We start from the raw sequence: 22,718 nt of genomic DNA on the forward strand, positions 1-22,718 counted from the left end.
ACCTAACTTTCTTCTGAGCCCTCATCAACCGACATCAGTCTGTGAGCTACTGTTTCAGGCTGAACAGCTGACAAGATGACATGATCACTGTCAGTCACAACAACCGCTCTCGTTCTGCGGCCATATGTAGCATCAATCAGCATGTTTTTTTCTCGTGCGACCGTGATTAATCGTTTAATCGGTGCAGATTCAGGACTGACTACCGCAATAATTCGGTGAGCAGCAACAATATTTCCGTACCCAATGTTAATTAATTTCATCTCTAAACGCCCCTAACCTGCTACTATTCTAGCCAAATGGAATAACGGGTCATACGCTAATTGTACGATATTGTGAAAAACTGTACACATGTTCTTATATTTTAGCACATAAATCCTGAAATCTAAACTAATTTCCCTATTTTTAAGGAATTCGCGTAAAAAAGTTGAAAGATACATCTGCGACTTGTACAGCTTCGAATTTTAACTGAAGCCCTAGAATCGCTCATAAAAGTCTAGAATCGCTCATAAAAGTCTAGAATCGCTCATAAAAGTCTAGAATCGCTCATAAAAGTCTAGAATCGCTCGTCCAGCGTGCTTCACAGCCGCTGGACGAGCGCATTAACACTTGTCATGATAAAAAATAATAGGAGCTGGTACCCAAACAACTGGGAACCAGCTCTATTTGTTTATCTTGCTTCTTTTTTAAATAACTGAAAGCCTGCTAGAGCAAATGTTGGAATAGAAGCCATACCAAGAACGAGTAGCCATTGTCTTATGGAAAGCGGTACCGTATGGAATATATCTTGCAAAGGTTCTACGTACATAACGACTAGTAACAATAGAATAGATGAAATAACCGCCAAGACTAGGTAACCGTTCTGAAACGGATTTCTATGAAAAACAGAGCGCTCACTTCTGCAATCGAACACGTGGATCAATTGTGCCATAACAAGTGTTGCAAAGGCTACGGATTGCGCGACGATCAGTTGATCTGGATTTTCTTTTAACGTGACCCAGAATGCAAGTATTGTCGCTCCACCGATCAAGAATCCCCTTGAAACGATCTTCCATCCTAATCCTCTAGAGAAGACCCCTTCTTTCGCTTGTCTTGGCTTTCTTCTCATAACGTCTTCTTCAGCCTGATCAACACCTAGTGCCATTGCCGGCAAACCATCTGTCACCAAGTTAACCCAAAGAATTTGAATCGGAACTAAAGGAAGTGGTAATCCCATGATCATCGCAAAAAGCATAACCAAGATCTCACCTACATTGGACGCTAAAAGATAACGAATAAATTTTCGTATATTTTCATAGATGTTTCTTCCTTCTTCAATCGCCGAACGAATCGTTGCAAAATTGTCATCACCAAGAACAAGCGAGGATGCTTCTTTCGCAACGTCGGTTCCGGTTATACCCATTGCAATACCGATATTTGCTGACTTGATCGCTGGCGCATCATTGACGCCATCACCTGTCATTGCTACAACGTGACCTCTTCGTTGAAGAGACTTTACGATTTTTAACTTGTGCTCTGGAGAAACCCGAGCGTAAACGTAAACATCTTCTGAAACTTTGTCCAATTCATCATCGCTTAATTGTGCAAGCTCAGCACCTTCCATCACTCTTCCACCAGTAGGCAGCATGTTTAATTTTTTTGCGATACTCGCTGCAGTTACTACGTGATCTCCCGTTATCATCACCGTTTTGATGCCGGCAGTCTGGCAATCTCTAATACTTTGTTCAACTTCAGGGCGTGGCGGGTCCATCATTCCCTGTAATCCGATAAATGTAAGACTTCTTTCTGCAAAAGAAGCTTGTGAGTAGTGCTCGCCGTCTTTTAAAGGTCTTATCGCAACTGCAATCGTACGCAGTGCCTGGCTGCCGAGAGCATAGATCGCTTCTTTGATTCTTTCTTTATGAGCTTGTTTGATCAACTGTTTCTTATCATCCCACACGATATAATCACTTTTCTCAAGTAGGACATCTGGTGCTCCTTTTACCACGAGCATCTGATTTCCTTCTGTGTCCCGTACAACAACGCTCATCATTTTACGTGTAGAGTCAAATGGAAACTCATGCTGAATCGAAAATTGTTCACTTAATGATTCTTTCGTGATTCCTGCTTTATAAGCACTAACGAGTAATGCAGTTTCGGTCGGATCACCAACTTCTAATAACGAGCCTTTCTTCCCTTCTTCTATCGTGGCATTGTTACAAAGAGCTGCATATGCCAATACTTCTGTGAGTTTATCTTCTCGTTTATTGTTTTCTTGAATACCGCCACCAATGACTTCAAAGCCTTCTTCATTTACACTCCACTGTCTGCCTTGAGACCAGATACGTGTAACCGTCATCTTATTTTGAGTCAGTGTGCCCGTTTTATCAGAGCAGATGACAGTTGCACATCCTAATGTTTCTACAGACGGCAGCTTTCTTACAATCGCTCGTTTTCGAATCATCTTTTGAACGCCTAACGCGAGTGCAATCGTAACGATAGCTGGAAGTCCTTCCGGAATGGCAGCAACAGCTAGTGACACACCTGCTAAGATCATGCTATAGAGATCATGTCCTTGCATAACACCTGCTAAAACGACTAAGACCGTTAATAACAACGCAAGAGCGATCAAAATTTTTCCAAGCTGTTCAAGTTTCATCTGTAGAGGCGTTGCAATATTTTCAGCTGTTTGTATGAGGTGTGCGATCTTGCCCATCTCCGTTTTCATACCTGTTGCTACAACGATACCTTGTCCTGTTCCTCTAGTGACCATCGTGCCCATAAACGCCATGTTCTCTTGATCACCAAGATTTAAGTCTTCATTAGAAATGATGTTGTTGTGTTTTTGTGCGGGTACAGACTCACCCGTTAGAGCTGATTCCTCGATTTGTAATCCTGATGTTTTTAGAAGTCTAATATCTGCTCCGACTCGATCGCCACTTTTTACTTTAATTACATCCCCTGTAACTACGTCTTTTGCAGCGATGGAAACCCATCTACCTTCTCTTAGCACCTGCGCACTAGGTGCTGAAAGTTCTTTTAAAGAAGCTAAGGATTTCTCGGCTTTTCGCTCTTGTATAAACCCTAGAACACCGTTCATCACCACGATTAATATGATGGCGATTGCGTCTAAATATTCTCCTAAGAAACCGGATAACAATGTAGCCGCTAAGAGGACCAGGACCATGAAATCTTTAAATTGTGCAAGGAACATCAAAATGGCAGACTGCTTCTTTCCTTCTTCTAGCTGATTCGGTCCATCTAACTTTAACCTTCGTTCTTGCTCACTTTTCGAGAGCCCTTCTTCCATCCTGCTGTTAAGAATGGATTCAATTTCGTCTTGCGGCAGCTGGTACCAATTCATAGCTTCCACCTCTGATAAGATTAGTTAATACCATTTATATGCAGGCATGTCCGCAAAAATGCTATACTATGAATCAGAAATAAGAGGTGACCATAACATGAGTTTTGACGGAATAATGACACGTGCCATAACAACTGAATTACAAAACATACTTACTTCAGGACGTATCTCCAAAGTCTATCAACCACATAAGACAGATCTTGTATTTACGATCCGAGCGAACGGAAAAAATCATAAACTTTTATTATCTGCAAATCCTTCATTCGCAAGAGTACATCTCACTGAAAATACGTATGAGAATCCAGATACTCCTCCTATGTTCTGTATGCTTCTTAGAAAGCATTTGGAAGGCGCTTTTATTGAAAAAATTGAACAGCTTGATCTTGAGAGAATCATAACGATCACTGTTAAAAATAGAGATGAGATCGGGGACGAAACGACAAAGGTACTTTATATCGAAATCATGGGAAGACATAGCAACATTATTCTTGTCGACCAAAAATCACAGAAGATTGTTGACAGTATCAAGCACATTCCCAGCTTTCAGAATCGACACCGTACCATCCTGCCAGGTTTCGAGTACATCATGCCTCCTGCACAAGAAAAAACGGATCCTTTTACAGTGACAAACGTCGATGAATTTGTTTCTAAGATTTCTTGGAACGAAGGAAAATTGGATAAACAACTCGTATCCAGATTCAGCGGGTTCTCTCCTCTAATCGCTAAAGAAATCGTGCACAGAGCGGGACTCTCCGTTAAAAACGAAGTGGCGGAAGCCTTCTTCAGTGTGATGAAGCAACTATCAGATCAAGCATATGAACCTCAAATGATCATAAACGATAAGAAAGAGTATTTCTCAGTTCTTCCACTGCATCATGTGACGGGTGAGAGCCGATCATTTGATACGGTCAGCCATATGCTAGATCGGTATTTTTATGGGAAAGCCGACCGTGATCGAATCAAACAGCAAGCAAACGATCTTGAAAAATATCTATCGAACGAATATGACAAGATACAGAAAAAGATAGGAAAATTAGAGAAAGAACTTCAACAAACGCATAATGCCGAGGAGTATCAACGAAAGGGAGAACTTCTTACAGCTTATATGTATCTCGCGAAAAAGGGAGATAAAGAAGTTGAGGTAGAAGATTACTTCACTGAGGATCAACCACTTGTAAAAATCACGCTTGATCCTCTTAAAACGCCTGCTGATAATGCGCAAAGTTACTTCAAAAAATATGGAAAACTGAAAAAATCAGTTTCTATTATTAAAGATCAGATCGAAAAGGCAAAAAATGAATTGCTCTATTTTGAGCGTCTGATCGTTCAGATGGATTCAGCATCCATGAAAGATGTTGAAGAAATTAGAGAAGAGCTTGGTGAAGGTGGTTATTTAAAACATAGACAAAGTAAGAACAAGAAAAAACAAAACAAGACGCCTCAGCCTGAAAAGTTCATTTCTACTGATGGTACAGAAATCTTAGTGGGTAAGAACAACAAACAGAACGACTACCTGACCTTTAAGTTATCAAGAGCAAATGAGACATGGCTTCATACGAAGGACATTCCAGGTTCTCATGTTTTGATCCGTTCGTCGAGTCCCAGTGAAACAGCTATTAAAGAAGCGGCTGTTTTGGCAGGTTTTTTCAGTAAAGCCAAAAATTCGAGTTCTGTTCCAGTTGACTACACGTTAGTAAAACATGTGAAGAAGCCTAACGGGGCAAAGCCTGGATTTGTTATTTATGACAATCAGCAGACGCTTTTCGTGACGCCGGATGAAGATCTTGTTTTCCGTTTAAAAAAGTAGCCTTTTTTGGAAAAACCGTATGCAATGATGTTTTTGAATGTGTTGATTTCCACTTCAGGTTGCTCGCTTTCCGGGGGGCGTGCGGTGAGCCTCTTAGCGCTATGCGCTATTAAGAGTCTCACCTGTCCCGCTAATCCCCCAGGAGTCTCGCACCTTACGCTCCAATCAAGTATTCAGTGAAGTATTTTAATACATTTGAAGTCTAAATACAGGATGTTATTTAAACCGTGCTGTTTTAAATACTCTGAAACTCCTTTGCATCTATCAGAAGTAGATTATGACCATAAAAACACGTTTCAGAAAGCAATAATTAAAAAACGCAGAGCAGCTTAATTTTAGCTGTTCTGCGTTTTTTTTGCTTTACTGATAATGGCGAGGCCACCTAACACTTCATAATGTTGAACCTCAGTAAATTTTAGGTTGTGAAGTAATTCTGTCATTTCATCTGTTGAATAACGATGTCTTCTCGTACTCACATTTGACCATTTCAATAGGGCTGTTCGTTCGAACCCTGAAATGTCATGCTCCTTTGCGTAAGAAGCTGCGCTTTCTTGACTCATTTTTCCGCTTGGATTCAACATGACGATATGACCATCATCTTTTAGAACACGATGAACCTCATGGATTCCTTTAGCTGGATCCGGTAATAGAAACATCACACAAGTTGATAGAGCAAGATGAAACGAATGATCTTGAAACGGAAGGTTCTCTGCATCAGCAACAATAAACTCACTTTTCCCACTCAACTCATGGTAAAAGAACTGCTGAATACTAGCCTTGACCATCTCTGATGACAGATCAACTCCGACTAGTCTATTCGCTTCCTCAGCTCCACGTAACAGCAATCTCCCTGTTCCACATCCAACATCTAAAACATCTTTTTCACTCCATGACCCTGTTACTTCTTTTAGATGATCATGAACTTTTTTCAGCCAAGTCGTTCTCGCCATGCTGTCAAAAAAGGAAACAAGTTCATCAAATTCTTCACCGTTCATTTTTCTCAAAATGTATTCTCCTTACGTAACACTATTTAGAAAAAGAGGCAGCTCCCCAATGTTCTGGGTCTTGTTGCCATTCTTTTAATAAAGAAAGCCCTTGTTCACTAATCTTTCCGCTTTCTTGTGCTTCCTCTATTAATGTACTAAAATTTGTTACGGTTTGAAAAGGAATATCCAACTCACCAAGTGCTATATCTGCCTTTTTCAGACCATAACTGAAGATGGCTACAACACCGACCACTTCGATCCCTGCTTCTCGAAGGGCAATTACGGATTGAATCGAACTTTTGCCGGTTGAAATCAGGTCTTCAACCACTACTGCCTTTTTGCTTTTATTCGTTAACCCTTCAATTTGGTTCGTTTTCCCATGAGCTTTGGCACTCGATCGTACGTAACACATCGGTAAATTCATCTGATCCGCTACAAAAGCAGCATGAGGTATACCTGCTGTTGCGGTTCCGGCGATAAGATCAGCTTCTGGGTAATGCTTCTCTATTAACGCGGAAAGCTCCCCAGCAACTTGTTTACGAATCTCAGGATACGCAATAATCAAACGGTTATCGCAATAAATGGGAGATTTCATTCCAGAAGACCATGTGTAGGGACTTTCTGGTGAAAGAGTTACGGCCTCAATGTTAAGCAAATGTTGGGAAGTTGTTGTTTTCATGACTATCTCTCCATTCATTTAATAGTTGAGAATACGTTGTAACAGGTGTTTCTGATTGGGTGATACTTCTGCCGATCACCATATAATCTGATCCTTTTAACGCAGCTTCTCTTGGTGTCGCAACACGAGCTTGGTCATGTGTATCAGAGCCGCTCGGACGAATGCCAGGCGTTACTGTCAAGAAGGTGTTTCCACAAACTTCTTTGATCTTCATAGCTTCTTGAACAGAACAAACGACACCATCTAATCCTGCTTTTTTAGCAAGATCTGCATAATGCGTTACACACTCTTTCATATCAACATCCTTAATCAAGAGCTCTTCGTTCAATACTTTTTCTGTTGTACTTGTAAGCTGTGTGACCGCAATCAATTTTGTATGGTTGGCACCAGCTGCTAGTAGACCTTCTTTTGCAGCACTCATCATTTGAATTCCGCCTGCTGCATGAACATTTACCATGTCAATGTTCAGTCCACCTAATACCTTCATAGCTTTATGAACCGTTGTCGGGATGTCATGTAACTTTAAATCTAGGAAGATACGAAAGTTTCTTTCTTTTAGCCATTTGATAAAAGAAGTTCCTTCCGCATAAAAAAGCTCCATACCAACCTTTACATAAGGAGAATGTCCTTCAAAGTTTGATAACAAAGATTTTGCTTGATCTGCATCTTTAAAATCTAACGCGATGATAACGGGGTTTTCCATTGCTTTGTACTCCTTCCTGTCATCTCACTAATATTTTCTACACCAATCTCGTCGAGCAGTTTAGGAAGCTGCTCTATGATTTCGGGACAAACATAAGGATTTACAAAGTTTGCTGTACCGACTGCAACAGCTGATGCACCAGCAGACATCATTTCAAGAACATCCTCAGCTGTACTGACCCCACCCATACCGATTATCGGAAGTGACACTTTTTGACTTACTTCATAGATCATACGAATAGCCACAGGCTTTATGGCTGGCCCTGAAAGTCCACCCGTCTTGTTCCCTAATATCGGATTGCCGGTTCTCCAATCTAATTTCATTCCGACTAGTGTGTTGATCATCGAAAGGCCGTCAGCTCCTGCTTCTTCGACCGCCTGTGCCATCTCTACGATGTTTGAGACATTTGGAGAAAGCTTCACATAAACTGGTTTTTCTGATACAGCTTTCACTTTTCTTGTAAGATTAGCAGCAGATCTATAGTGTGTACCAAACTGGATTCCGCCTTCTTTCACATTCGGACACGAAATATTTAGCTCTACAGCAGACACTTGAGGAGAGGATGAGATCTGCCTTGTCACTTCGATATACTCTTCTTCTGTTGAACCCGCAATATTCGCTAAGATCGGGATATTAAAAGGTTGTAACGCTGGAATTTCATTCTCTAAAATTTTCTGTACGCCTGGGTTCTGAAGACCTATAGCATTTAGCATTCCGCTCTCTGTTTCAGCCACTCGAGGGGTAGGATTGCCAAAACGTCCTTCTAGAGTAGCTGCTTTTATCGTAATACCACCCAGTACACTTAAGTCATACCACTTGGCATATTCTTTTCCGAATCCAAAGCATCCTGATGCAGGAAGGATAGGGTTTTTCATATTTAAACCTGGTAATGAAACATGCAGCCTACTCATAGTACAACCTCCCCCATCTTAAATACCGGTCCATCGCTACAAATTTTCACATAACCTGATTCTCTCGTTTCGGTTGGACAGACACAGGCAAAACATGCTCCGATTCCACAGCCCATCCGTTCTTCTAATGAGAGATATCCTCGAAGGCCACCTGCTCTCTCTTCTACCGCTTTTAGCATGATTGCTGGTCCAACAGAGTAGATGATGGGTTCATCGTTCATAACGTTCATCATCGCGTCTGTAACAAAACCTTTTATCCCAAGGGATCCATCAACTGTTGTCACGATGGTTTCACCGATCTCATTAAACTTCTCAATGTAAAAGCTGTCTTCAATCGATTGATAACCTAGAATAAACGTAACTTCTATTCCTTTACTCTTTAGGTGTTTCCCAAGGTAATACAGGGGTGGCACACCGATCCCTCCGCCGATGAGTAATGCCTTTCTGTTATGATCATTTTCAGCGAGTTCAAATCCGTTACCTAGCGGACCTAGTACATCTACAATTTCACCTGCTGATTTTTGACTGAGTTGTTTTGTACCTTCACCTTGTGCACGGTACAAGAGTGTTACTTCTTCTCGGTCAAGATCGACATCACAGATCGAAAGTGGTCGGCGTAATAGTTTTGAAGAATGATTTCCTACAGAGACATGGAGAAACTGACCAGGTGTAGTCATACTACCTACACCAGGGCCAGTCAGTTTCATCTCAAATATGTTTCTCGCGATTTCTATATTTGATGTAACGTTCAACAAGTGCTTCTTCATACGAGCACCTTATCTTTTTTAGTGAATGCTGAAAGTGCATGTGCTGAGAACGAGATAGACTCGAGTACTTCTAATAGAGCGACTGACGTATCTAAGTTTGTCAAACATACCACTCCGTTCTCTGCGCATTCTCTTCGAATGCGGAATCCGTCTCTTGCCGGAATCTTTCCTTTTGTTAATGTGTTTACTACAAACTGTGCTTCACCTTTACGGATTACATCTAGGAGATTTCTTCCTTCAGATCCGATCTTGCCAACAACATCAACAGGGATGCCTTCTTGTTCAATGATGTTTGCCGTTCCTTCTGTTGCCATAATCGTATAACCGATCTCGTAAAATCTCTTCACCATCTCTAGCGCTTCTTCTTTGTCTTTGTCTGCTACTGTAAAGAGTACCGTTCCGTGTGTTGGAATTTTCATACCTGAAGCAATCAAGCCTTTGTATAGTGCTTTTTGAAGGTTCTTATCTCTTCCCATCACTTCACCTGTAGATTTCATCTCAGGTCCTAAATACGTATCCACTCGACGCAGTTTTGCGAACGAGAATACGGGAACCTTGACCGAAACTTCATCTGCTTCTTTCTGATAACCCGTTTCGTATCCTTGACTAACTAGATTCTCACCTAGGATGACTTTTGTAGCGACGTTCGCCATTGGTACACCTGTGATCTTACTTAAAAATGGTACTGTACGGCTTGAGCGGGGATTCACTTCAAGTACATACACTTCATTCTTGTGCCAAACGAACTGGATGTTTAAAAGTCCGATGATCTTTAAACCTTTAGCGATTGAAATCGTTCTGTCAATGATCTTCTGCTTGATCTCATCAGGCAGCGTTTGAGGAGGATAGACTGCGATTGAATCTCCAGAGTGAACACCTGCACGCTCAATATGCTCCATCATTCCAGGAATAAATACATCTTTACCGTCTGAGATCGCATCTACTTCGATCTCTTTTCCTTCAAGATATCGATCGACTAATACCGGGTGATCAGGATTTACTTTAGCTGCGTTCTCCATATACTGAAGAAGCTCGCTTTCTTGGTACACGATCTCCATTGCTCTTCCACCAAGCACGTATGATGGACGAACGAGGACAGGATATCCGATAGAATTCGCGATAGTCACGGCATCCTTAACGGAGAACGCCGTTTTTCCAGCCGGTTGCGGGATCTCTAGTTGTTTCATCACTTGTTCAAATCGCTCTCTGTCTTCAGCTAAGTCCATGCTGTCTAGTGATGTACCGAGGATTTTAATTCCTCTTCTTTCAAGCTCTTCTGATAAGTTGATCGCTGTTTGACCACCGAATTGTACGATAACGCCTTCTGGCTTCTCATGATCGATCACATGCATAACATCTTCTACCGTCAGCGGTTCAAAATAGAGCTTGTCTGACATGCTAAAGTCAGTAGAAACTGTTTCTGGGTTGTTATTGATGATGATCGCTTCATAACCTGCTTCTTGGATTGCCCATACCGTATGAACGGTCGCATAATCAAACTCAATACCTTGCCCGATTCTGATCGGACCAGATCCTAGAACGACCACACTCTTTTTATCTGTGATGATTGATTCATCTTCTTCTGCATACGTTCCGTAATAATAAGGTGTAGCTGACTCAAACTCAGCAGCACACGTATCTACCATTTTGAAGACTGGCTTGATTCTCTCGTTCAATCGGAACTGATACAGATCATACTCGTCCATTTCCCAAGCTTCTGCAATCCAACGGTCACTAAATCCTTTTTCTTTTGCTTTCTTTAAGATGACTGGATCTTTTTTACGTTCTTTAAGCCGTTTCTCTAAAAGTATGATGCCGTGAAGCTTTTCTAAGAAGAAATAGTCAATCTTTGTCCATTCGTGTATCTGTTCTACCGTAATTCCCATTCTTAAGGCTTCAGCGATGTAGAACAGCCTTTCATCATCTGCTCTCAAGATTTTTTCTTGAACGGCAGATTCTGTTAAGTTATTCTCTTTCACATCAAGGTGGAAAGCCGAAATCTCAAGAGATCGTACCGCTTTTAAAAGGGACTCTTCAAAGTTACGTCCGATCGCCATAACTTCTCCCGTCGCTTTCATCTGTGTGCCAAGCTTACGGTTCGCTCCTTCAAACTTATCAAACGGCCATCTTGGAATCTTTGAAACGATATAATCTAGTGCTGGCTCAAAACATGCATAAGTCGTTCCCGTCACTGGGTTTTTGATCTCATCGAGTGTGTAGCCTACTGCGATTTTTGCTGCTAGCTTCGCGATCGGATATCCTGTCGCTTTAGACGCAAGAGCAGATGAACGGCTAACACGCGGGTTTACTTCGATCACATAATATTGTGAGCTTTCGGGATCTAGAGCGAGCTGTACGTTACAACCACCTTCAATTTTTAGCGCTCTAATAATTCTTAAAGAGGCGTTTCGTAAAAGCTGATAGTCTCTATCCGTAAGTGTTTGGCTTGGTGCTACGACGATGGAATCACCTGTATGAATTCCTACCGGATCGATGTTTTCCATGTTACATACAACGATGGCCGTATCGTTCTTATCTCTCATGACTTCATATTCAATTTCTTTGAATCCCGCGATACTTTTTTCGATCAATACTTGTCCCACAGGACTCGCGTGTAAGCCAGATGGTGTGATCTCTAAGAACTCTTCTTCATTTGTTACGATTCCGCCGCCTGTTCCACCAAGCGTAAACGCAGGACGGATGATTACCGGAAAGCCGTTCTCGTTAACGAATGCTCTTGCTTCATCCATGTTATGAACGATTGCACTCTCAGGAACTGGCTCGTTCAACTCTCTCATCAATTCTCTAAATAAATCACGGTCTTCAGCTTGTTGGATCGAAGGAAGTTTCGTACCTAATAGTTCCACGTTGTATTCTTCTAGAACGCCTGAGTTAAAAAGTTCAACCGCTAGATTCAGACCTGTCTGTCCACCTAATGTAGCTAACAGTCCATCTGGACGTTCTTGGCGTATGATACGAGATACAAACTCAAGAGTTAAAGGTTCGATATACACTTTATCTGCCATATTAGGGTCTGTCATGATCGTCGCAGGATTAGAGTTTACGAGTACAACTTCATATCCTTCTTCTTTTAAAGCTTGGCAAGCCTGTGTCCCTGCATAATCAAATTCTGCAGCTTGTCCAATTACGATCGGTCCAGAACCAATCACTAGAATTTTTCGGATGTCATGTCGTTTAGGCATATTGCATCAAACCTTCTTTCTTCGTTGTTTTTATCATGTTCATGAAGTCATCAAAGATCGGATTCGAGTCTTGTGGTCCAGGTGATGCTTCTGGATGATATTGAATCGAAAACGCTGGTTTTACTTTATGTTTCAATCCTTCCACCGTTCCATCGTTAACGGCTTTGTGTGTTAGAACGAGCTCTGAGTTTTGTAGAGATGCTTCTGTTACGGCATAACCATGGTTTTGAGAAGTGAGCGCAATTTTTCCAGTCTCAAGATCTTTTACTGGATGGTTCGATCCTCGGTGTCCAAACTTCAGCTTTTCTGTATCGCCACCACAAGCAAGAGCTAACAGCTGATGACCTAAGCAGATTCCTAAGATCGGGATGTTATTTTTTAAAAGCTCTTGAATCATCGTAATTGCTGAGTGAACATCTTTTGGATCTCCAGGTCCGTTGCTCAAGAGCACACCATCCGGTTGAAGGCGGATAATATCTGCTGCAGATGTGTTGTGTGGAACAACGATCACATCACACAATCTTTTAGACAACTCGCGTAACATTCCGCTTTTTACCCCAAAATCTACGACTACCACTCGATGACCGCTGTTCGGTAAGTGATAAGGTGTTTTTGTTGATACTTTAGTCACTTGATCCGTTATTCGCTCTTCGGCATTTAAGTTCTTTATTATTTCTTCAGCATTTTCAATAGAATTTGTCATTCTACCTTTTAACGTTCCGTGCTGTCGGATTTTCCTTGTAAGTTTACGTGTATCAATACCATATAAACCAGGAATATCTTTGGCTGTCAGCCAGCTGCTTAGGGATTGCATGCCTTCATGATGGTTTGGAAACTCAGCATGTTCATTCACAATGATTCCACTCGTTGCAGGAGAGATCGATTCATAATCTGAACGGTTGATTCCGTAGTTTCCTACTAGTGGATACGTGAAGCAGATAATCTGATCACAATATGAGGGATCCGTCATCACTTCTTGATATCCTGTCATACTTGTTGTGAATACTACCTCTCCACTAGATTCACGTTGTGAACCAAAAGCCAATCCGTTAAAAATCGTTCCATCTTCTAAAATTAAGTAGCGTTTCATACTAAGCTCTCCTCTCGTTGATAAACAAGTTTTCCATCAAATATGGTCGCAACTGGCCATCCTATGCAGTTCCAACCGTCAAACGGTGTGTTCTTTCCTTTAGATACAAAATCCTTAGCATGGATTGTTTCTTCTTTTTCTAAATCGATGATTGTAAGATCAGCAAGCGAGCCTTCTTCAAGTCTGCCATATGGAAGATTAAAGCTTTCTGAAGGCTTTTTCGTCATCTTATCCACGAGTTCTTGCAGCGTGAATATCTTCTTTTTCACAACTAGCTCTGTATATAGAAGAGGAAACGCTGTTTCAAGGCCCACGATTCCAAAAGGTGCAAGTTCAACACTCTGTGCTTTCTCTTCTGCACTATGTGGTGCATGATCGGTTGCAATGAAATCAAGCGTGCCATCTTTTAGTCCCTCGATTAAAGCTTGGCGATCAGCTTCACTTCTTAACGGCGGATTCATTTTATAGTGTGTATCGTTCGCTTTAATGTCTTTATCACTTAAGATCAAGTGATGGGGTGTTACTTCTGCTGTTACTTTAATTCCTGCTGATTTCGCATCTCTTATGACTCGAACAGATTCTTTCGTACTCACGTGACAAACATGATATCTTGCATCTGCTGCTTCTGCGAGTAGTACATCACGTGCGATGTGGACAGATTCACTAACAGATGGAATTCCCGGCAAATTTTCCTTCTTTGTAAACTCACCTTCGTGAAAAGCTCCTCCTTTAGGAAGAAGGGTGTTGTCTTCACAATGTGCTACGATGACAGCACCCAGTCGATTTGCTTCCTTCATCGCGTTCAGCATCATACCCGCTGATTGGACTCCTACTCCATCATCCGTAAAAGCGAATGCACCACCCGCCAGGAGCGTTTCAAAGTCGGTCAACTCACTTCCAATCTGCCTTGTTGTGATCGATGCGTAAGGGAGTACTCTGCAGTTTGCTGTGTCACTGATCTTGTTTTGTACGAGCGCTAAAGTTTCTTTGCTATCTGGTACAGGTCTCGTGTTTGGCATCGCAGCAAGTGTTGTATATCCACCTTTTACCGCTGCTTTCGTACCTGATGCGATGGTCTCTTTATGTTCTCCACCTGGCTCTCTTAAGTGAACATGAAGATCTACAAAACCCGGTGTTACTAATTTTCCTGCTACATCTAGCACTTCATGATTCTGAGTATCAATATCTTTCTCTACCTTTTGGATTTTGTTATCCACAATTAAGATATCTGTTTGCACAAGATTGTTGTTTCCGTCTAGGATCTTAGCGTTTTTTAATAAGTAGCTCATCGTTAATAGCCTCCTGATTCGTATTCAATGCCCATCTCAATACCGCCATTCGGATAAACACACCATTCTGTACTTGCTTAAATATTCTTGAGCGTTCACACTCTACAAGTTCATCTGCTAGTTCAACGCCTCGATTTACAGGTGCTGGGTGCATGATGATGCTGTGTGCTTTCATCCTTTTCTCGCGTTCAACCGTTAATCCATATTGCTGATGGTAATCGTCTTTCGAGAGATGCATAGAAGCGCTATGTCTTTCGTGTTGTATCCTGAGCATCATAAGAGCATCAGCTTGTTCGATTGCCTCATCCATCGGTATAAAGTCTTCTTTCCATTCATCCACGAACCACTCTTCTGGCCCTGAGAAAAGGACTCTAGCCCCCATCTTTCGGAGGACTTCTGCGTTCGAGCGAGCGACACGGCTATGTAGAATGTCCCCTACGATTACAACCGTTAATCCCTGTAGTACGATAAATTCTTGTTGAATCGTTAGTAGGTCTAACAAAGATTGAGTTGGGTGATTGCCACAACCATCGCCAGCGTTGATGATCGGCACATTTATTTTTTCAGCTAAGCCATCGAAAAAGCGATCTTCCGGATGCCTGATCACAAAAGCTTCCACGCCTATTTCTTCTAGCGTTCGTAACGTATCGTAAAGCGTCTCTCCTTTTTGTACGGAGGAACCGGTCACTTCTACGTTTAAAGGTTTCATGCCAAGTCTGTGTTCTGCAGCTTCAAAGCTGAACCTTGTTCTCGTACTTGGCTCAAAAAATAAATTCGCGATCAACTTTTGTTGAAAGATCTCATCTTGCTTTCCGCTTTTAAACTCTTCTGCTTTTCTTAATATAAATTGAATGTCTTCAATCGATAACTCATTCATCGTTAGTAAATGGTTCATCCTAATCTCTCCTTTTGACATAAAAATAGCACCCTGAAATGTTTTCAGGGTGCTCTTAACAGAAGAAGAATATCGTTCCTCTCTTGTCGTCACCCTTTTAAGTCTCTCGTACTTAGTTAAAAGGTGTTTTATGCGGCTGTGTCGTTATCGTTTGTTTTGAACATTTTGTTTATTAGATCTTTGTCGTTCTGTCGCCCTGGAAGCACTAGGTTTAAAACGATACCGATAAGCGTTGCTAATGCCATACCTGCAATCTCAAAGTTCGCATTAATCTTTAATGCTGCTCCACCAATTCCTGTTACTAAGATCACGGATGAGATGATCAAGTTTCTTTTGTTTCCAAAATCAATATTGTTGTCTACTAACATGCGTAAACCTGATGAAGCGATGATACCGAATAATAGGATGGAGACGCCGCCCATGACCGCTGTAGGAATCGTACTGATCAACGCTGTTACTTTTCCAGAGAATCCGAATAGTATGGCTGTTACCGCTGCTCCTCCGATCACAAAGACTGAATAGACACGCGTGATCGCTAATACCCCAATATTTTCACCATATGTTGTTACAGGAGGTCCTCCGATGAATGAACCAATGATCACTCCCATTCCATCGCCTAAGATCGAACGATGAAGACCTGGCTTTTCAATAAAGTTTCGCCCAACTACTTTTGAAAGCACGAGCTGATGTCCGATATGTTCTGCTATCGTTACCGCAGCCACTGGCATCATGATCATTGCGATGCTCCACGTAAAGTCAGGTGTATAATTTACAAAAGGTACGAAGAAATCTGGAGCTTGAATCCACTTCGCTTCAGCTACTTTCGAAAAATCTACGATTCCTCTAAAGTAAGCAAAAGTAAAGCCTGCTATGATTCCGATCAGAATCGGGATGATTCCTAAAATTCCCCTAAAGAAGATCGAGCAAACGATGGTTACTGCGAGAGTAAATAATGCTACCGTAAAGTGCATCAAGCTATATTTTTCTGTGGCCGGATCGTTCATCGCCATGCCTACTGCTACATTTGCTAATCCTAAACCGATTACAATAATAACCGGACCGACTACTACAGGTGGCAACACTCTCATCAGCCACTTAAAACCGAACCCTTTGATCAAAAGAGCTACCACTCCGTATACTAATCCAGCTAAAAAGCTTCCAAGCATCGCTGCCTCTGGCCCTCCAAAAGCTTTTACCGTTAAGATCGGTGTGATAAATGCAAAACTTGATCCAAGATACGCTGGAATCTGTCCTTTTGTCACGAGTAGATAAGCTAAGGTTGCAAGTCCACTCGAAACGAGAGCTACACCTGGATGAAGCCCCACTAAGAACGGTACTAATACGGTAGCTCCGAACATGGCGAACAGGTGCTGCAAGCTCAACGTTAACCACTGAACGGGTGATGGTTTATCATGTACATCTAAAATCGCTTTTGTCTGGTTTTCCATAACGATTGACCTCCTGATTGATAACACATAGTTTTTTGCAAAGGTACTTTCAGCTCTTTGCAATAAAAAAACCTCTTCTGCTTTTTGCAAAAGAGGCCGCGGAGGCACAAGTGTACACGGATCGTGTCACTTGATTCATACCTCCCTTGCCAGCCTCTCTGGACTGAATTTAAAGGGACTTATTTAGTTGTTGAGATAGAAACTTCATCGAATCCGTCCACTTCAATCAAAGAAGCGGAAATGATTTCTTCGCTTGATGTTGGAACATTCTTTCCAACATAATCGGCTCGAATCGGAAGCTCTCTATGTCCTCTGTCGATGAGAACCGCAAGCTGTATATTAGAAGCTCGTCCTAGATCCATGATGGCATCCATTCCCGCTCTAACTGTTCTTCCTGTATAAAGAACATCATCCACTAGGATTATCTTTTTGTCTGTCACTTCAACCGGGATATCCGTTCCTTTTACTTCGGGTTCTGAATTGTCCGTTTTGATCTTAAGATCATCTCGGTACAATGTGATATCAATGACACCTACTGAAACAGCGTTCCCTTCAATCTGTTCGATGCGTTCAGCAAGACGCTTTGCAAGAAATTCGCCACGGGTCTTTATGCCAGCTAATACAATGTCTGTAACTCCCTTATTTCGCTCAATGATCTCATGTGCGATTCGAGTAAGTGCTCTTCTGATTGCTTGGTCATCCATTAATATGGTCTTTGACATAAACTAACCCTCCTTTAAAACTTGTTGCCTTTAACCGTTAATTCCAAAAAAAAAATCCTCCCGTCACATGACGAGAGGATAGAGAAATCCTAAACAAGAATTCTCAAGAATAACGTTTCCTTCTCAGCCTCACGGGACTAAAGTTAAAGGACTATTTAAGTTACATTGATTATGACAAACCGTTAAACGTTTGTCAACTTCTTTTCTCTAAAAGATCTAATAGCTCCATCATATCCGCTGGGATTTCTCGCTCAAATTCCATATATTCACCCGTCGTTGGATGATCAAACCCTAAAGTTTGCGCATGAAGCGCTTGACCTTCGATCTGCAGCGTCTTTGAAGGGCCATACTTCGGATCTCCGGCTAATGGGAATCCAATATATTTCATATGAACACGAATTTGGTGAGTACGTCCTGTTTCAAGTTGACATTCTACAAACGTGTAATTTGTAAAGCGTTTGATCACATTAAAATGTGTAACAGCATCTCGGCTGTTCTCATCGGTTACGGTCATTTTTTGACGATCACTTTTGTCTCTTCCAATCGGTGCATCAATCGTACCTTGGTCATGTGGCATCACTCCGTGAACGATTGCTTTATAAACACGAGTTGTTGTTTTTGCTTTAAGCTGATCAACAAGTGATTCATGAGCCTTATCGTTTTTTGCGACCATTAATAAACCAGAAGTATCTTTATCAATACGGTGGACGATCCCTGGACGAAGTACACCATTGATTCCAGATAGGTCTTTACAGTGTGCCATTAGTCCGTTGACAAGTGTTCCACTGTAATGGCCAGGTGCGGGGTGTACGACCATCCCACGAGGCTTATTTACCACAAGCACATCAGAATCTTCATATACGATATCCAGATTCATCTCTTCTGGAACAACATCAAGTACTTCTGGTTCTGGAATATCAATCTCGATGGCATCTCCAGCTACACATTTATAATTAGACTTTACGGGTTTTCCTTCTAACAATACGATCTTATCTTTGATCCAGTTTTGAATCTGTGAACGTGACCAATCATCTTGTACATCAGATAAAACTTTATCAATACGGTTTCCTGCTTGTTCAGGAGTTACCGTATATTCAAATTTGTTCATTTTCTGGCTCCTTCTTTTTGCTTTCCATAAAACTTTGAATAAAAATCAAACCAACACCTACGACGAGTGCTGAGTCAGCCACATTAAAAATCGGGAAGTCATAGCTGCCGATGTAAACATTTAGAAAATCAACAACTTCTCCGCGAAGCAAACGATCGATAAAATTACCAATAGCTCCTCCTAATACGAGAGCAAGCGCCGTTTTCAGGAGTGTATCATGTGCGTGTTTTTGTAGGTAATAAACTACTGCACCCACAACAATAACGGTAATTATGATAAAAAAGTATCGCTGATCTTGGAGAATACCAAAAGCGGCTCCCCTGTTTCGGTGAGAGGTTATGTAGAATACTTGATCAATAACAGAAATAGATTGCCCTAATTCCATATTCTTTACGATTAGCCACTTCGTCACTTGGTCGATTACCAAGATGAACAAAGCTACAAGATAATAAAACAATAGAACTCCTCCGATACAGAAATTAATGTCTTTATGAATTGTAGCACAGCCATCGGACGTTCTACAATTTAATTTGTGCCTAACATCAATGAAGTACACCACAACAAACAAAAATCCCGCAAAATGCGGGATTTGTTTTTTGGGGTATTTTCTAAAATGGAATGCACTCTAGCTCATTCACTTCACAGTCAAGTTGATTGGAGTGTAAGATGCGAGACTCCTGCGGGACAGGTAGGCAAGTGAGACACTTATACGAGAAACGTACGAATGTGGCTCACTGCCTGCCCCGCGGAAAGCGAGCATCTGAAACGGAAATCAACCATTAACAAATAACAACTTTGAATATGAAAACAGCTTTTAAGCGTAGTGCTTTTCAACGATCTCCGCGCAGCTTGCACAAAGTGTTGGATGGCTCTCGTTCTGACCAACATCTTCAGAAACAACCCAGCAGCGTTCGCATGTTTCACCTTCTGCAGAGCTAACCGAAACAGCAACATGCTCATAGACTCCTGCAGATTCTGGAGCTTCTGACTTTACTCCTCCAACCTCAGCTTTAGAAACGATAAAGAGCTTATTTAAGTCTTCCACTGATTCTAACCATGGTTTTAATGATTCAGTTGGATAAAGAGTGATGGAAGCCGTAAGTGACTTACCAATTGTTTTTTGGCTTCTTGCTTCTTCAAGTGCTTTTAATACTTCATCACGAACATCCATGAATACATCCCAGTCTTTTTCAAGCTTTTCTGTACCTTGGTAGTTCTGCACTTCTGGCATTGTTGTTAATTGAACACTCACTTCATCAACACCCGGAATGTATTCCCATACTTCATCAGCTGTATGAGAAAGTACTGGAGCAGAAAGTTTTGTAAGAGCCATTAAGGATTGATAAAGCACAGTTTGAATGCTACGGCGTTTATGATCGTCCTCTGCTTGAATGTATAGCGTATCTTTTGCCATATCGAGATAGAATGAACTCAACTCGATCGTACAGAAGTTGTGAATCGTATTATATACCGTGATAAACTGATATTCTTCGTAAGCTTTTTTTACTTTGGCTACTACTTTATCAAGTTTAACCATCATGTATTTTTCTAGATCAGGCATATCTTCAAACTTCACAGCATGCTGATTCGGATCAAAACCATGCAGGTTACCTAACAAGAAACGAAGCGTATTTCGGATCTTTCTGTATACTTCGGCTACTTGTTTTAAGATATCGTCTGATACACGTACGTCAGATTGATAATCTACAGAAGATACCCATAAACGGATGATATCAGCACCAAGTTGCTTCATCACTTTGATCGGATCTAATGTATTACCGATTGACTTGCTCATCTTACGTCCTTCTCCATCCAGAACGAATCCATGGCTTAAGACTGCTTTGTAAGGAGCTTTTCCAGTGATCGCAACAGATGTAGAAAGAGAAGAGTTAAACCATCCACGGTATTGGTCAGAACCTTCAAGGTATAAATCTGCAGGTCTTACTAAATTTTCTCTCTCTTCAAGAACACCCCAGTGAGATGTACCTGAATCAAACCACACATCCATGATATCCGTCTCTTTAGAGAAACGGCCATTCGGACTATGAGGAGAAGTAAATCCTTCAGGAAGTAAATCTTTTGCTTCTCTTTCAAACCAAATGTTTGAGCCATGCTCTCTGAACAATTCTACAACGTGAGCGATCGTTTCTTCTGTAAGGATTGCTTCACCATCTTCACCATAAAAGACAGGAATTGGAACACCCCAAGCTCTTTGGCGGGAAATACACCAATCTTCACGGTCTTTGATCATGTTGTGTAAACGTGTTTCGCCCCAAGTTGGAACCCAGTTTACTTCTTCGATCGCGCGCAGCATATCTTCACGGATTCCTTTAATAGATGCAAACCACTGTGCAGTCGCACGGAAGATTACTGGCTTTTTCGTTCTCCAATCATGTGGATAAGAGTGAGTGATGAATGAAAGCTTTAGAAGTGCACCCTTTTCTTGTAATTGTTCCGTGATCGGCTTGTTCGCTTCATCATAGAACAATCCTTCAAAACCAGGTGCTTCTTTTGTCATAACACCTCTGTCATCAACCGGACACAATACTTCTAATCCGTATTTCTTACCTACTAAAAAGTCATCTTCCCCGTGACCAGGAGCTGTATGAACACAGCCTGTTCCTGCGTCTGTTGTAACGTGGTCACCAAGCATAACTAGTGAATCACGTCCATATAACGGGTGGCTTGCTACTGCATTTTCAATTTCAGCACCTTTGAAACGTTTAACAATTTCAGCTTGTTCCCATTCGAATTCTTTTGTAAGAGATTCTAATAGTGCTTCTGCAACAACGTATTTACCATTTTCCGTTTGAACAGAAACATAGTCTAATTCTGGATGAACAGAGATTCCTAAGTTTGCTGGAATCGTCCATGGAGTCGTTGTCCAGATTACAAGTTTCTCATCTGTATCAAGAACACCTTTTCCATCCTTAACATCAAAAGCTACATAGATAGAAGCTGAGCGTTTATCTTGGTACTCGATCTCTGCTTCTGCTAATGCAGATTCTGAAGAAGGAGACCAATATACAGGTTTTAACCCTTTGTAGATCAGATCTCTTTTAGCCATTTCACCAAATACTTCAATCTGTCGAGCCTCGTAACCTTTATCTAACGTGATATATGGGTTTTCCCAATCTCCACGAACACCTAGACGTTTAAACTGCTCACGTTGATGATCGACCTGCTTCAACGCATACTCTTCACAAAGCTTACGGAATTCTGCAACAGTTAATTCTTTGCGTTTTACTTTACCGCTTTTTGTAAGAGCTGTTTCGATCGGTAATCCGTGAGTATCCCAACCAGGAACGTAAGGCGCATAGTGACCTGTCATTGATTTAAAGCGCACGATGATATCTTTTAAAATTTTATTCTCTGCGTGTCCGATGTGGATATCACCATTGGCATAAGGTGGTCCATCATGCAGGATAAACGGAGGTAAATCCTTCGTATTTCCTAACACCATATTGTAGATGTCTAGTTCTTTCCACTTGTCTTGAACAACAGGTTCTCTTTGAGGAAGATTTCCTCGCATCGGGAACTCTGTTTTCGGCATTAATAACGTGTCTTTATAATTCATCATCTTTCCTCCTTCATTACGATAAAACGTGACAGATGACCAAAAGTACCATGTGAAATCAAAAAAACCTTCTCGCCCCTACTGCATGCTAACAGTAGGGACGAGAAGGTTATCCCGCGGTACCACCCTAATAGGTTCGTATTAAAACACGAAACCCGCTTAGTCATCCGTAGCGTGGATGAAGCGCCTGAAC

General features: G+C 41.5%; 17 protein-coding genes and 1 other annotated feature (1 of these 18 cut by a window edge). Of the genes, 1 reads left to right on the top strand and 16 read right to left on the bottom strand.

The window, feature by feature from the left end; genetic code table 11:
• Window positions 1-2: 2 nt before the first annotated feature.
• Window positions 3-260: an extracellular matrix/biofilm regulator RemA gene (gene remA, locus ACFS5O_RS15775; protein WP_066240628.1), complete on the bottom strand. Its 258-nt coding sequence runs from the start codon at window positions 258-260 to the stop codon at window positions 3-5.
• A gap of 407 nt (window positions 261-667) precedes the next feature.
• On the bottom strand, window positions 668-3,340 hold the full coding sequence (locus ACFS5O_RS15780) for a calcium-translocating P-type ATPase, SERCA-type (RefSeq protein ID WP_205726067.1): 2,673 nt from the start codon (window positions 3,338-3,340) through the stop codon (window positions 668-670).
• Between the two features lie 97 nt (window positions 3,341-3,437).
• Between ACFS5O_RS15780 and ACFS5O_RS15785 the strand changes: the two genes are divergently transcribed.
• A complete protein-coding gene (locus tag ACFS5O_RS15785) occupies window positions 3,438-5,147 on the top strand; it encodes an Rqc2 family fibronectin-binding protein (RefSeq protein ID WP_205726066.1) in 1,710 nt (569 codons plus the stop codon).
• Window positions 5,148-5,482: 335 nt separating this feature from the next.
• On the opposite strand, the gene ACFS5O_RS15790 is transcribed toward ACFS5O_RS15785, so the two are convergent.
• From ACFS5O_RS15790 to ileS, 14 genes are all read right to left on the bottom strand, one after another.
• On the bottom strand, window positions 5,483-6,142 hold the full coding sequence (locus ACFS5O_RS15790; RefSeq protein WP_318300274.1) for a class I SAM-dependent methyltransferase: 660 nt from the start codon (window positions 6,140-6,142) through the stop codon (window positions 5,483-5,485).
• Between the two features lie 31 nt (window positions 6,143-6,173).
• Window positions 6,174-6,812 (bottom strand): orotate phosphoribosyltransferase, encoded by a 639-nt coding sequence (pyrE, locus tag ACFS5O_RS15795; RefSeq protein WP_205726064.1) that lies wholly within the window; start codon window positions 6,810-6,812, stop codon window positions 6,174-6,176.
• Window positions 6,781-7,515 (bottom strand): orotidine-5'-phosphate decarboxylase, encoded by a 735-nt coding sequence (gene pyrF, locus ACFS5O_RS15800; RefSeq protein ID WP_205726063.1) that lies wholly within the window; start codon window positions 7,513-7,515, stop codon window positions 6,781-6,783. The genes pyrE and pyrF overlap by 32 nt, the downstream gene beginning before the upstream one ends.
• Window positions 7,488-8,426: a dihydroorotate dehydrogenase gene (locus tag ACFS5O_RS15805; RefSeq protein WP_205726062.1), complete on the bottom strand. Its 939-nt coding sequence runs from the start codon at window positions 8,424-8,426 to the stop codon at window positions 7,488-7,490. The genes pyrF and ACFS5O_RS15805 overlap by 28 nt, the downstream gene beginning before the upstream one ends.
• Complete coding sequence (locus tag ACFS5O_RS15810; RefSeq protein WP_205726061.1) at window positions 8,423-9,193, bottom strand: dihydroorotate dehydrogenase electron transfer subunit; 771 nt, start codon at window positions 9,191-9,193, stop codon at window positions 8,423-8,425. The genes ACFS5O_RS15805 and ACFS5O_RS15810 overlap by 4 nt, the downstream gene beginning before the upstream one ends.
• On the bottom strand, window positions 9,190-12,396 hold the full coding sequence (carB, locus tag ACFS5O_RS15815; RefSeq protein WP_205726060.1) for a carbamoyl-phosphate synthase large subunit: 3,207 nt from the start codon (window positions 12,394-12,396) through the stop codon (window positions 9,190-9,192). Before carB ends, ACFS5O_RS15810 begins: the two co-directional genes overlap by 4 nt.
• Window positions 12,389-13,486, bottom strand: a complete 1,098-nt coding sequence (locus tag ACFS5O_RS15820) for a carbamoyl phosphate synthase small subunit (RefSeq protein ID WP_205726059.1) — start codon at window positions 13,484-13,486, stop codon at window positions 12,389-12,391. Before ACFS5O_RS15820 ends, carB begins: the two co-directional genes overlap by 8 nt.
• Entirely contained in the window at window positions 13,483-14,775 is a 1,293-nt protein-coding gene (locus ACFS5O_RS15825; RefSeq protein WP_205726058.1) for a dihydroorotase, read from the bottom strand. Before ACFS5O_RS15825 ends, ACFS5O_RS15820 begins: the two co-directional genes overlap by 4 nt.
• Window positions 14,750-15,670: an aspartate carbamoyltransferase catalytic subunit gene (locus ACFS5O_RS15830; RefSeq protein WP_205726057.1), complete on the bottom strand. Its 921-nt coding sequence runs from the start codon at window positions 15,668-15,670 to the stop codon at window positions 14,750-14,752. Before ACFS5O_RS15830 ends, ACFS5O_RS15825 begins: the two co-directional genes overlap by 26 nt.
• A gap of 128 nt (window positions 15,671-15,798) precedes the next feature.
• The gene (locus tag ACFS5O_RS15835; RefSeq protein WP_205726056.1) at window positions 15,799-17,118 is read right to left on the bottom strand and encodes a solute carrier family 23 protein; all 1,320 of its coding nucleotides are present in this window, start codon (window positions 17,116-17,118) and stop codon (window positions 15,799-15,801) included.
• A gap of 179 nt (window positions 17,119-17,297) precedes the next feature.
• The gene (gene pyrR, locus ACFS5O_RS15840; RefSeq protein ID WP_205726055.1) at window positions 17,298-17,840 is read right to left on the bottom strand and encodes a bifunctional pyr operon transcriptional regulator/uracil phosphoribosyltransferase PyrR; all 543 of its coding nucleotides are present in this window, start codon (window positions 17,838-17,840) and stop codon (window positions 17,298-17,300) included.
• A gap of 193 nt (window positions 17,841-18,033) precedes the next feature.
• Window positions 18,034-18,948: an RluA family pseudouridine synthase gene (locus ACFS5O_RS15845; RefSeq protein WP_205726054.1), complete on the bottom strand. Its 915-nt coding sequence runs from the start codon at window positions 18,946-18,948 to the stop codon at window positions 18,034-18,036.
• Window positions 18,935-19,420, bottom strand: a complete 486-nt coding sequence (gene lspA / locus ACFS5O_RS15850) for a signal peptidase II (protein WP_269148796.1) — start codon at window positions 19,418-19,420, stop codon at window positions 18,935-18,937. The genes ACFS5O_RS15845 and lspA overlap by 14 nt, the downstream gene beginning before the upstream one ends.
• A 342-nt stretch (window positions 19,421-19,762) precedes the next feature.
• On the bottom strand, window positions 19,763-22,525 hold the full coding sequence (ileS, locus tag ACFS5O_RS15855) for an isoleucine--tRNA ligase (protein ID WP_205726053.1): 2,763 nt from the start codon (window positions 22,523-22,525) through the stop codon (window positions 19,763-19,765).
• A 93-nt stretch (window positions 22,526-22,618) separates the two neighbouring features.
• Window positions 22,619-22,718, bottom strand: a binding site (T-box leader); it runs 126 nt beyond the window's last position.

The sequence above is a fragment of the Fictibacillus nanhaiensis genome (assembly GCF_042686385.1).
GTDB lineage: Bacteria > Bacillota > Bacilli > Bacillales > Fictibacillaceae > Fictibacillus > Fictibacillus nanhaiensis.